12 protein-coding genes, 2 pseudogenes and 1 riboswitch are annotated in these 11876 nt (G+C 36.6%); of the genes and pseudogenes, 9 read left to right on the top strand and 5 right to left on the bottom strand.

The features are described from left to right. The 4 genes and pseudogenes from CEF19_RS23710 to CEF19_RS07860 form a co-directional block, all read left to right on the top strand. A pseudogene (locus CEF19_RS23710) lies at positions 1–180 on the top strand (AAA family ATPase); the annotation flags it as partial. A gap of 37 nt (positions 181–217) precedes the next feature. Beyond that, complete coding sequence (locus CEF19_RS07870; protein WP_100405591.1) at positions 218–685, top strand: hypothetical protein; 468 nt, start codon at positions 218–220, stop codon at positions 683–685. A gap of 115 nt (positions 686–800) precedes the next feature. Continuing rightward, positions 801–1235 carry an HIT family protein gene (locus tag CEF19_RS07865; RefSeq protein WP_100405590.1) on the top strand — a complete coding sequence of 145 codons (435 nt, stop codon included), beginning with the start codon at positions 801–803 and terminating at the stop codon, positions 1233–1235. 636 nt (positions 1236–1871) lie between these two features. After that, positions 1872–2436: pseudogene (locus CEF19_RS07860) on the top strand (DUF6434 domain-containing protein). Between the two features lie 196 nt (positions 2437–2632). Here the strand turns inward: CEF19_RS07860 and CEF19_RS07855 are convergent. Continuing rightward, a complete protein-coding gene (locus tag CEF19_RS07855) occupies positions 2633–3607 on the bottom strand; it encodes an aldo/keto reductase family protein (RefSeq protein ID WP_100405589.1) in 975 nt (324 codons plus the stop codon). A gap of 247 nt (positions 3608–3854) precedes the next feature. Between CEF19_RS07855 and CEF19_RS07850 the strand changes: the two genes are divergently transcribed. Continuing rightward, a complete protein-coding gene (locus CEF19_RS07850) occupies positions 3855–4244 on the top strand; it encodes a MerR family transcriptional regulator (protein WP_100405588.1) in 390 nt (129 codons plus the stop codon). A 324-nt stretch (positions 4245–4568) separates the two neighbouring features. Here the strand turns inward: CEF19_RS07850 and guaC are convergent, their stop codons facing one another. From guaC to CEF19_RS07835, 3 genes are all read right to left on the bottom strand, one after another. Beyond that, positions 4569–5549, bottom strand: a complete 981-nt coding sequence (gene guaC / locus CEF19_RS07845) for a GMP reductase (protein ID WP_100405587.1) — start codon at positions 5547–5549, stop codon at positions 4569–4571. Between the two features lie 98 nt (positions 5550–5647). Continuing rightward, positions 5648–5747, bottom strand: a riboswitch (purine riboswitch). A 311-nt stretch (positions 5748–6058) separates the two neighbouring features. Further along, the gene (locus tag CEF19_RS24215; RefSeq protein WP_406565382.1) at positions 6059–6130 is read right to left on the bottom strand and encodes a hypothetical protein; all 72 of its coding nucleotides are present in this window, start codon (positions 6128–6130) and stop codon (positions 6059–6061) included. A gap of 125 nt (positions 6131–6255) precedes the next feature. Further along, positions 6256–7281, bottom strand: a complete 1026-nt coding sequence (locus CEF19_RS07835; RefSeq protein WP_100405586.1) for a zinc-binding alcohol dehydrogenase family protein — start codon at positions 7279–7281, stop codon at positions 6256–6258. A gap of 178 nt (positions 7282–7459) precedes the next feature. On the opposite strand from CEF19_RS07835, the gene CEF19_RS07830 reads away from it, so the two are divergent. Beyond that, positions 7460–7855: a winged helix-turn-helix transcriptional regulator gene (locus CEF19_RS07830; RefSeq protein ID WP_100405585.1), complete on the top strand. Its 396-nt coding sequence runs from the start codon at positions 7460–7462 to the stop codon at positions 7853–7855. A gap of 432 nt (positions 7856–8287) precedes the next feature. Here the strand turns inward: CEF19_RS07830 and CEF19_RS07825 are convergent, their stop codons facing one another. Continuing rightward, positions 8288–8986, bottom strand: a complete 699-nt coding sequence (locus CEF19_RS07825) for a DUF4386 domain-containing protein (RefSeq protein ID WP_100405584.1) — start codon at positions 8984–8986, stop codon at positions 8288–8290. Positions 8987–9105: 119 nt separating this feature from the next. Here CEF19_RS07825 and CEF19_RS07820 point away from each other — a divergent pair, with 119 nt between their 5' ends. The 3 genes from CEF19_RS07820 (at position 9106) to CEF19_RS07810 (ending at position 11627) form a co-directional block, all read left to right on the top strand. Beyond that, positions 9106–9945 (top strand): MerR family transcriptional regulator, encoded by an 840-nt coding sequence (locus CEF19_RS07820; protein ID WP_100405583.1) that lies wholly within the window; start codon positions 9106–9108, stop codon positions 9943–9945. Positions 9946–10003: 58 nt separating this feature from the next. After that, a complete protein-coding gene (locus CEF19_RS07815) occupies positions 10004–11338 on the top strand; it encodes an MATE family efflux transporter (RefSeq protein ID WP_100405582.1) in 1335 nt (444 codons plus the stop codon). 106 nt (positions 11339–11444) lie between these two features. Further along, positions 11445–11627, top strand: a complete 183-nt coding sequence (locus CEF19_RS07810) for a hypothetical protein (protein ID WP_100405581.1) — start codon at positions 11445–11447, stop codon at positions 11625–11627. The last annotated feature ends 249 nt before the right edge of the window (positions 11628–11876 follow it).

Here is an 11876-nt window from a genome sequence, read left to right as displayed (position 1 = left end):
GAAACTATTTACGAAAGGTTAAGGAAACGTGGAGAAAAAGAAGGGAATTGGTGTTTCCAACAAACTGAGAAATGCTTAGAAGCCTATAAAGAAAATAACTTTGGAGAGTACATAGATACTGAAAATGTTAGCGTCACCGCTATTATTGACAATATAAAGGAAAAGGTAAACCTTCCGTGAAAAAATGATATGTTATTCAGCAAACGGGGGAGTGAAAATGAAACAGAAAATATTACTTTCAATTCTAGTTTTTTCGATAATTTTCAATGGATACTTACTTTATAGTAATAACCACAAGCAGACTATAATTGATGAAGTTATATCATATAAACTAAATGCGGTATTAGCTGATAGTCATGGATTAAAAATGGCAATTGATTCACACTTAGAAAGTGAAACTGAAAACGGTCAGCTACAAGAAAGACTTCAACGTTTAATATTTACTACTCAGTCTGCTGAAAATGTTCTTCGATTGAGTAATAACTCCTATAGATTGAGGGTCGCATTAAAACAATACTGGTTTAATCTAGATACAATAACATTAAATGAACAAAACTTATTATTACTAATAGAAGTTATTGATACACAATTTTGCGATTACAAAATAGAGGCTTATAATTCAGAAACGATAGGGAGGATGACCAATTCATTCGAGTATATAAATGAAGAGATAATACGAAAGTAATTTTCAACTACCGGGTGCTTGAGTGGAATAACTGAAGTTGTCGTTGAGACGGCTCCTTCTTGTGCTAACGAAGCAGGTTTATGCAAATAGAATATATTAAGGGAGAAGGAAAGCTGTGGAACGAAAATTAGAATGTTTAGGGTGTAGCTTAGCAAATAAGAAGCTACCAACAAATATTGTGTACGAAGATAATTATGTTACATGTTTATTAGACCACGATCCTTTTAATGAGGGACATACATTAATTTTACCAAAGCATCATTTTGTAGATGTTGATGAACTTGATAATGAAACTGCAAATGCTATTATGAGTGCTTGTATACTAATTTCAAAAGCGTTAAAGCAGTTGTACAAACCTGACGGGATAACTGTTACACAAAATGGTGGTATCTTCAATGAGCTAACTCATTACCACATGCACGTTGTTCCAAGATACGAAGAACAATCGTTTGCGGAATTCTATAATGAGGATGCAATATTGGATAAAAATATTAGAAGACTATCGGATACCAAAAATTGTTTGACAGAAGTAATAAACAATTTGAGATAGGATTTCTTTATTCAACTATAGGTGCAGGGTAGTGAAACAAGAGAGTGACTTTATGTGTCGGTGTTAAGATTAGGCTGAGATGATTCAAAGGAGTTAACATATTGAATTATTAACAAATAACCTTAACAATTACCGTCATCGTGTAGTATACTTTTTATTTTCTATTCTAATTGCTATTTTATTTTTATTAACTGGCTCTTTCCTTTTTTGGGGGAATAGCCCTTGTTTTAATAGCGTACTCCAGAATAGAAAAAGCTGATAATTCATTATTAAGAATCGCAGGAACAATTACATACATAGCTTATTTTCTATATGGGGCTATTCAAGTTGTATCATGGTTCATTAATTATTTTCTTAGTTAATTTACAATGATTTATTGCAAAACTGTCAACATATTCATGTTTAACTAATACTATCTTTTAAAGAACCTATAATAAATTTGATATAGCATTGTTGATGCTAACTGGAGCATTCCTTTAAAAAGAGTGCTTTTTTCTTTGTTAATATAAAGGAAATTAATGTAAAAATAAAGGTGCAGGATGTGCAATTGATTTATTGGTTTTATATGGAAAATGAAATAGACAAAAGGGGAATGTATGTTCTATAATTAATTGAGAATAAAAGGAGGTGTATGATGTGAGACCGAACCTAACAAAAGAAATTAGTATTAAAGATTTCAATGATTATTATTGGTTGAAGGAAGAATTGCAAACATTTTGTAGGGGAAATGGAATAAGTGCATCTGGTTCAAAAATAGAATTTTCTGATAGGATTAAAACTTATCTCCTTACAGGAGAAATTAAAAAGCCAATTAGAAAAACAAGAATAAACAAAAAGATAGAAAATAAATCAGTATTAAGTCTTGAAACAGTCATTACGGAAAACCACTTGTTGTAGTCAAGATGTAAGAGCATTTTTTAAGACAGTCCTCCCTAAGTTTCATTTCTCCACTTATATCCAAAACTACTTTAAAAATAACATTGGAAAAACATATAGTGATGTTGTAGTTGCTTGGAATAAGGAAGAAGAACGAAAAAAAGACCCTACATATAAGAAAAACATCGCTCCTCAATTTGAATACAATCATTTCATTCGTGATTTTTTTGAAGACCCGAAAAATCAAGAGAAAAGTCGGAAAGAAGCGATTGAAGCCTGGGAAGAAATCAAAAGACTTCCAGGAAGTAATAAGTATAGCCCTTAATTAACTCTCTAAGTTAAGACATATAGATAAATCTTACATTGTGAAAAGATACACTTAAAGTAAAGGAGTGCTTTCACGGGAAAAGGAGAATACATATCAGACATATATAATATGTATTCTCCTTTATTTTTTAAGGTTTTTTTTAATGTAGGTCTTGCTAAAATTTAGATCCTTTTTCAATTGCAATGGAGGTTTTTTACCTTAAGGGAGCAAAATCTTTCACCTTCTTTAATATTTGCTCGATCTCCTCAATTACATCAGTGTGTAGTTCTACTTGAACAGCCTTTACGTTTTCTTCAATCTGTTCAGGTCTACTTGCCCCGATTAATGCAGAGCTGACTCCGGGGTTACGAAGTATCCAAGCTAATGAAAGCCGTGCTAACGAAATGCCAAGTTGCTGTGCTACACCATCTAATTTCTGTACACATTCCAATACATTTTCTTTGAGATAGCTATTAATGACACCATTGACGTTATCATTTGCTGCTCGGCTATTTTTCGGAAGTTGGACACCAGGTTTGTATTTTCCTGTTAAGATCCCTTGTGCAAGAGGTGAGAATACAATTTGCCCAATCCCTTCTTCTTCACTAACTTTTAGTACTTCGTCTTCAATATAACGCTCAAACATATTATAAATGGGTTGATTAGAAATGAGTGGGTGAAGATTCAATCTTTTACTAATACCGGTAGCCTCAGTAATTTGTGCAGCACTCCATTCACTAACACCGGCATATAGAACTTTCCCTTGTGTAATTAGGTCGTCAAGAGCCCGAAGTGTCTCATCAGTCGGTGTTTGCTCATCGTAACGATGACAAAAGTAGATATCGATATAGTTCACACCAAGACGCTTTAAGCTAGCTTCACATTGTTCCATAATATGTTTTCTTGATAACCCCCGGTCATTTGGACCCTCTCCCATTGGAAAGAAAACTTTTGTTGAGAGGACATAACTTGATCTACTATAAGGCTTAAGTGCGGAACCTATTGCTTCTTCACCAGCGCCTCTGTTATAGGCATTTGCTGTATCAAAAAAATTAATTCCGCACTCAAAAGCTTTTCGGATACATGCATCAGCTGCTTCTTGTTCTGATGCTGTCCCATATGTAAGCCAACTACCAAGACCAAGCTCACTTACTTTTATTCCACTCTTTCCTACACGTCTATATTTCACTTATCATCACCTATCCTTTTATAAAAAACTAATACAACACTTGCTTTCATCTGAACAACTTCAGCAAAAAATTCTTCACATGATCCATTTGCACCCGGGCCTGTATAAAAACCCTCCCTTTTTAATTACTATTTAAAAGATACACTATAGAGTTAACTCTAGGTCAATATCCAATAATACTAATTGACAAAAATTTATAGTTAGAGTAAGCTTTAACTCATTTTAAGGATTATGGGGGGAAACCATCTTGAGCTATACAATTTCTCAAGTTGCTAAAAAGGCGAATCTGTCTATGCACACTATAAGGTATTATGATAAAGAGGGACTTCTACCCTTTGTAGAACGTACAAAATTCGGAAACAGAGTTTTTCATGACCAGGACATAGAGTGGATCGATTTAATTTGTTGTTTGAAAAACACAGGCATGCAAATTAAAGATATTCGTACTTTTATTGAATGCTGCAAGAATGACGATGCCGTCATGGAAAAAAGTCTTCACATACTTATTCAACATAAAAAGAACGTTCAACATCAAATAAAAGAAACTCAAAAAAGTCTTGAAACGATTGAATATAAGCTTAGGTATTTGCCACAGATGTACAAAGATAAATTCTCAGGAAATTACCACCAAAAATGACCGAACAAACTAACCAGGTATTAGAATTACTTACACAGTGTTTAAACAAGATTCAAAGAGTTATTGATTAAATATACTTAGGGTTTGAACAATATTTGCGATCAATAGTGATATTCATACCAATCACCTCTTTTTTCTTCAAAGCATTTCCTTAAAGAACAAAAGGGTGCAGTTCAATTGAGCAGTCGCTTTTTCACTAGAGGGAGTTTTATTTAATAAAAATACTGTGTTATAGACCGATGTCCTCAAGAATTTATAACAAAAAACAGCATATCTAATCACCACGGATTAAGTATGCTGTCTTGCTTGTTCCTCTAATTCTCTTTAATATTTATCGCCATTGAAAATAGAGTTTTTTACAATAACATAATCTACGTGACGAATGGCATCTAAAGTTTTCCCACCAGCATACGAAATAGAAGATTGAAGATCTTGTTCCATTTCAGTTAGCGTATCCTGTAAGGGCCCTTTGTGCTCAACGTACATTTTCTTACCTTCGACGTTCTTCTTTTCACCTTTTTGGTATTCAGAAGCAGAGCCAAAATATTCTTTATAAAACTTTCCATCTTTTTCAATGGTTTCTCCTGGTGATTCTTCATGTCCGGCAAAAAGGGAGCCAATCATGACAATCGTTGCACCGAAACGGACTGATTTGACTACATCCCCGTGAGTTCGTATTCCACCATCAGCAATAATCGGTTTGCTTGCTGCTTTTGCACACCAACGAAGTGCTGCCAACTGCCAGCCCCCAGTTCCGAATCCTGTTTTGATTTTGGTGATACATACTTTACCAGGGCCAATCCCTACTTTTGTCGCATCAGCACCGGCATTTTCAAGTTCTCTCACAGCTTCAGGAGTACCAACATTACCAGCAATGACAAAGCTCTCGGGTAGGTATTTTTTTATATGGTGAATCATATTAATGACAGCATTTGAATGACCATGTGCAATGTCGATCGTTATGAATTCAGGAGTAAGCTCTGCCTTTGCAAGATCTTCAATAAATTGATATTCTTCTTCTTTCACTCCAACACTAATAGAAGCATAGAGACCTTTTGCCTGCATTTCCTCTACAAATGACAGCCGTTTTTCCGGATCAAAACGATGCATAATATAAAAATAATTATTTTCAGCAAGATAAAGGGCAATTTTTTCATCAATGATTGTTTGCATATTAGCTGGCACAACAGGAAGTTTGAATTGACGACCTCCTAGTGTCACAGTGGTCTCACACTCAGAACGGCTGTTAACCACACATTTAGCAGGAATTAACTGAATATCTTCATAATCAAATACATTTTCCATGATATACACTCCTAAAAGAAGAATTTTAATACTGAGGGCAATGTGAACATTCGGCATATAATCTTAAACTAACAAAAAAATCCTAACTATAAATGGGTAGAGTAATTCCACCCATTCGTAGTTAGGATTCTTCGGATCCTAGTAGAAACTCTTAGACCATGATTCTAAGAATATACGAATGTTGTTAAATGATTTATTTAAATCCAAAGATGATTATAAACGAACTTATCTCATCTGTAAACATTTATCGTTCGTCTTTTCCTTTAGAAATTAAAGGAATTTTAACATTTTCATTAAAAATATTGTTTTTTATAAAAAAGGAAGGGATTAAGAAGCTTCGTGAACAGTTACTGTGAAGGTATAACCATGGCCCTGCAATCGACGGATGGCATGTGCGACAACGATAGCTGCTCGCATTCTACCTTTTCGAGATGAAGTTCGCCGATAAAGAGCACCGAGATAGTTTTTTGAACCACGAATAGAGTGAGCACATTCTGTTAGAGCCGATTTTAATATTTATTACCTTTCTTGGCTTTGGAGGCTTTTCGTTTCCCTGCACTTTCGTTGTGACCAGGTACCAATCCAGTCCATGAACATAAGTAACGGGGTTATGCATGTTTAAGGTTTTAAATTTTCATAAGAAGTAAACAAAAATGGCTGCATGTATACTCGTAGCAGCCAATTATTGCCCCTAAGCTTGATTACATTAAAAACGTTCAACGACAGTTTTCCCTATAGATTTGCCTGTCTCTAGCAATCTATGAGCTTTTCGTAAATTCTCTGCATTAATAGGTGAGAGATGTTCCGTTAAGGTAGTTTTTATTATATTACTATCAACTAAACCGGCTACTTTATTCAAGAGCTTGTGTTGTTCAATCATATCTTCCGTTTGGAACATGGATCTTGTAAACATTACCTCCCAAACAAACGTTGCACTTTTGTACATTAGCAGTGATAGATTGAGAGGTTCATTTGTTTCGACTATTGAGCAAATTTTTCCCTGAGGGGCAATAGCATCTGTTATGTTTACCCAATGTTTATCTGTGGTGTTTAGACAAAGAATGTAATGAACGGCTTCAAGTCCCAACTGCTTTAATTGCGGTACGAACTCTTCAAAGTGATTTATGGTATGATCAGCTCCCAGCTTTTTTGACCAAGCAATAGACTCAGGTCTGGAGGCGGTACCAATCACTTTTAGCCCTGCCCATTTAGCTAATTGAATAGCTATAGATCCGACACCGCCTGCTGCGCCAATAATAAGAATCGTCTTATTATTCTTTTCGTTTGGGTTAAGACTAATATTCAAACGATCAAATAGTGCCTCGTAAGCAGTAATCGTTGTTAATGGTAGAGCAGCAGCTTCTCCAAAGCTTAAGGATTTTGGTTTTTTACCTACAATCCTTTCGTCAACAAGATGGAATTCACTATTCCCCCCTTGTCGAGTGTAGTCGCCAGCATAATAGACCTCATCGCCTGGTTTAAACAACTTGCAACCTGGACCAGTTTCTTCTACAATCCCTGCCACGTCCCATCCTAAAATTTTAGGGGTTTCCTCCAGTTTTTCTTTAGGTGAGCGGACCTTATAATCAACTGGGTTAACTCCAACAGCTTTTACGCTAACGAGTAGATCCCGACCCGAAGCCCTCGGTTTTTCGATTTGTAAATCCAACAAGCTTTCTGAATTATCAATTGAAAGATAACGATGTAAACCTACAGCCTTCATAATAGCCATGATTCAATCATCCTTTCGTAAAGTTATTTAAAAGTTATTAATAGCATTAAAAAGTGAGTCTGCTATATTTAAAGCTTTTATAATTGTTATAATAGTTCAAAAGGAATTTTTTTGTAAGTACGCACATTTTTGTTGTATAGTATCATTTTTTATACTAATAATTAATGGAGGTATCCAAATGAAAAATCAACATAACCAATACTCAGTTTGTCCGGATCCATACGGATGTCCAGTTGAAGCAACGTTAGAAGTAATCGGTGGAAAATGGAAAGGAATTATTTTATTTCATTTAACGACAGGAACAAAGCGTTTTAATGAATTCCGTAGGCTAATGCCTGACATCACTCAGAGAATGTTGACCCTTCAGCTTCGTGAACTAGAAAAAGATGGAATAGTGCATAGAGAAGTCTATAGAGAAGTACCACCAAAGGTAGAATATTCGTTAACTGAATTCGGCCATACAATAGAACCAATTATTATGCTCATGAGAGACTGGGGGGAAAGATATAACAAAGAGATTGCCATCAAGAGGGAAATTTCGGAAAATGGGTTTTTAAGTATCAAAGGTAACTAAGCGGGTCTTAAAAAGAGGTGAAAACGGCTTCAGTTATCTATTTAGGTTAAGAAGGTAAAACAGTGCATATAAATAGGACCACACATATTAGACATGTAATATGTGTGGTCCTATTTATTATAATCTTGAACATACACCTGTTTGTTGAATAATCATCTGTCGTGTGAAATCAAGAAATAAAATGATGGTATTAACCGTCTTTTTAAATCTCTTAATAAAAAGATATTTCAAAAACATGTTAATTTTATTTGATCTCAATCCAGTCCCACAGCAGTAATCCAAAACAATGTCGCAGTTTTTCGTTCTTTTCATTGTATTGAAATAAATCTTTTCATCCTTCATCTCTAATTGATCCTATGAATTTGCTGTTTTGTCCCAAAAAATTTCTAATTTACTCATTTCAGTTACACCTGCTTTTTTACAGCCTTCATATTAATTTGATACAGAATCCTGTACTCTTGGGTTGAATCCTTTAACGATTAGCCATATAGCCAAACCCATTTCTTGAAAGGCTATTGGGATGTTCAACATCATGTAGGTTGCATCCAGACCGATGAAGCGAATCATAAATAATAAGCTTGCCAATAGGGACAATGCAGATCCAATAAGACCCCAAACTGACAACCAACGTGGAACTAGTTTTGTTTGGTAAAATATGCAGTTAAACAAGAGCATAGTCAAAACAAATGCCAGTGTCGTTGCCACATGGTTCACCAAATCACGGCCTGTTTGTAACAATTCACCTAAGGTCTGAAAATACGAGACATCCAGAGTTCCAACTCTTGCAAATTCGTGGCTTAATGTCAATAGCAACAGAAGAATGATTACACCAATAATAATGAACACACCCGCAATAATGCCGAAAGCAACAGATCCAAGAGCTAAACCTTTATTATGCTTACTTAAAATCGGATACATCATAATAGGAATACCAACATAAGCAACACTCATTAACAACTGGAAAACCGCTCCTATTAGTACCTGGTTTTCAGATGTAAAAGCCTTGACAATGTAGTCTGCTCCATCTATAACAGGAACAACACTAAATATACCTGCAACCATTCCCGCTATTAATAACAATCCAGTAATTACTGCAGGCCTTCTACCTGTATTTGTACTCGTCCTTAACATATTTAACCTCCCTATAATACCTACCTTTTATAATAATATGACAGGAAAAGGTAAGATAAAACAGATACTTTAGTATAATGAGGTCTCTGTCAAGAAAGTGGAATAAAGGAGGTATTCGAATGAAGCAGCGGTTCCGTGTCGGGGAAGTGGCCAAGCTATTCCAGTTGTCTACTTCGACACTTCGTTACTATGATGAGATCGGGATTTTTCAACCTAAATATACAGACCCTGATAGCCGATATCGTTATTATACTTTGGACCAATTTGTCGTATTAGATACAATTATTTTCCTGAAGAAAAACGGTTTTTCTATCAAGGATATCCAACAGCAGCTGGATGAGAGGACCCCGGAGAACACTAAGGGGCTACTCGAAAGAAAGCTTGGAGAAGTGGAGAAAGAAATGGAGAATTTGAAGCTTGTTGCTAAAAAAATTAAAAGCAAAATTTCTACTATTGGAGAAGGACTTTCTCTTCGTGCCAACCCTTCGTTGACATATCGCTGGTTCCCGGTACGAGCGATTTCATATCTTTATAATGATTCGCCGATCGATTTGATGAAAGAATCAGATGCTTTGTTTTTAAAGGACTTAGAGGCTCTCTCTTTAGCCGGAGTCAGTTATGAGGGGTTTTTTACCGGCGATTTCGGAACTGTCGTGGATATAGAAAGTCTCAATAATGAAGGACCTGTGAAATATCGAGCTGTTTTTGAGTTGCTTCATCATGAAAAAAAAGATTTAAAGGCATCTTATTTGAATGAGGGGATGTACGCATGCTACCCACGCTCTGGACCGTATGAAACGCCTAAATCGAATTATTTCACTCTCTTAAATCGAGTAGAAAAAGATGGCTATCGAATGAGCGGGCCTCCTATCGAACTAGCAATGCTCGATGAGTCCGTTATCCAGGACGAAACAGGGTACGTGACATGGATTCAAATTCCGGTGCAAAGAAAAGATTGACCTTCAAGTAACTTTAAGGTTTATACTTACTCTTGTATAAATTGCAGGAGGAATGACTATGAATGAAACCCATCAAAGCTTGAAACATCAATCAGTAAAAAAGGTGTTTTTTCAATATTTCTTTCCATCGTTATTAGGGATGATGCTGATGTCGGTGAATATCTTAATCGATGGAGTGTTTGTCGGTAACGGGGTCGGATCGGAGGGGCTTGCTGGTGTAAACCTCGCCATGCCGGTGTTCTCGCTGATTTTCTCGATTGCACTGTGGATCGGCATCGGTGGGGGGACCTTGTATTCGGTCCATATCGGAGAGGAGGATATGACTAAGGCAAGGAGCGTATTTTCGCTAGCTGTTTCCAGTGTACTGGTACTATTGTTAGTCATTGGGGTCATCGGTTACTTTAATATAGAGGGAATTGCGAATTTGCTCGGAGCAAATTCCGATACTCTTTCCCATACTATCGAATACTTGACGATTCTGTTCCTGCTCGGTTGGCTGATTGCTGTACAGCATCTGCTCAGTATCTTCGTCCGCAATGATGGCAGCCCGATTTTGTCGATGGTCGCCCTTGGCGTAACTGCAATTGTCAATATCGGTTTGAACTATTATACGATTTTTATCCTGGAGCTAGGTGTCTTTGGTGCGGCGCTTGCCACTGTTCTTGCAAGCTTCATCGGTTTACTCGTCCTCTTACTCCACTTCTTGAAAAAGCATACGACTTTGCGCAAGCTATCGTTCCAATGGTCATGGCGAACGATCGGAAACATTTTCTTGATTGGATTTCCAAGCTTCCTTGCTGAAGCTGGGGTTCTTGTCTTGGTCGCCGGTTATAACTTGGCGATTGTCGGCTTGCTTGGCACGGAAGGAGTCGCAGCTTTCTCAGTCGTCAACTATTTGCACGGTTTCATGTTCCTTTCTTTTTTCGGAATTGAGTCAGCGCTCCAGCCGATGATCAGCTACTATCATGGCGCAAAGGAAAAAGTACGCATCAAAGAGAGTTTGAAGATTGGTGAGAAGGTCTCATTCACACTAGGAGGGATTCTCCTTATCATCGGCTTGATTGCTGCTCCTTTGCTCGTCTCGCTCTTTGGTCTAGAATCGGAAGAAGTTCGCAAACTGGCCATCCAGGGAATTCGACTGTTTTTCATCGGTTATCTGTTCCTTGGTTTCAATTTCGTCTACATGACCTACTTCCAATCCATCGGTGAAATTCGTACATCGACGACCATCATCCTTTTGCGAAGCTTCGTCTTTCTATTGCCTCTGCTATGGGTGCTGCCGAAATTCATGGGTATTGCTGGTGTCTGGCTTGCTCTCCCGCTTGCGGAAATGCTCGTTGCATTGCTGATCTTCTTTTTCACCAGAAAACAGGTGATGATGCAAGTTAGATAAACAATGGATCTTGCTTAACTGAGGACCTTAAGTCAGTCTCCGTCTTTTAAATAGGCGGGGACTATTTGACGCTTATAGTTATGGAGTAGATAAGAAGGGAGTAATAATGGATAGATTTTTATTTATATTTGGCATAATTGTGTTTTTCTTGAGTTTTATCTTTTTTGTAATGAATTTCTTTGGGGAATATGAAGGTTTAGCTACGGTTATCTCTATATTCGCAATGCTTAATGCAAGTATAGCGATAGGTGTTTCAGAGATTTTAAGTAGGATTAAAAAATTAAAATAAACATGTTAAAAAGTGTTAAATTATGTGAAATTAGTTGAGGTAGTGTCAATAAGTTTGTGTAACTGTTTTAGGGTATCCCTCCGCACCAGGTGTTAGATTTTTGGTTTGACCCTGAGGGGCCAAACCAAAAAACGCTGGCCGTTGTACTGTTGCTTGAACATGTCTTGTAAGAGTTGATAGGCATCATCAAAGTTTATTGTTCGCACTAAAATTATCATTCTTTTCTCTATTTTTGGTAGTGTTTGATTA

Source organism: Bacillus solitudinis (assembly GCF_002797395.1).
GTDB classification, from domain to species: Bacteria; Bacillota; Bacilli; order Bacillales; family Bacillaceae_D; genus Halalkalibacter_A; species Halalkalibacter_A solitudinis.
This window is presented reverse-complemented; position numbering and strand designations above follow the sequence as displayed.

Coding starts and splice junctions, on each gene's coding strand:
- CEF19_RS07870 (WP_100405591.1), top strand. CDS start 218: ATGAAACAGAAAATATTACTTTCAATTCTAGTTTTTTCGATAATTTTC.
- guaC (WP_100405587.1), bottom strand. CDS start 5,549: ATGGAAAATGTATTTGATTATGAAGATATTCAGTTAATTCCTGCTAAA.
- CEF19_RS07835 (WP_100405586.1), bottom strand. CDS start 7,281: ATGGCTATTATGAAGGCTGTAGGTTTACATCGTTATCTTTCAATTGAT.
- CEF19_RS07830 (WP_100405585.1), top strand. CDS start 7,460: ATGAAAAATCAACATAACCAATACTCAGTTTGTCCGGATCCATACGGA.
- CEF19_RS07825 (WP_100405584.1), bottom strand. CDS start 8,986: ATGTTAAGGACGAGTACAAATACAGGTAGAAGGCCTGCAGTAATTACT.
- CEF19_RS07820 (WP_100405583.1), top strand. CDS start 9,106: ATGAAGCAGCGGTTCCGTGTCGGGGAAGTGGCCAAGCTATTCCAGTTG.
- CEF19_RS07815 (WP_100405582.1), top strand. CDS start 10,004: ATGAATGAAACCCATCAAAGCTTGAAACATCAATCAGTAAAAAAGGTG.
- CEF19_RS07810 (WP_100405581.1), top strand. CDS start 11,445: ATGGATAGATTTTTATTTATATTTGGCATAATTGTGTTTTTCTTGAGT.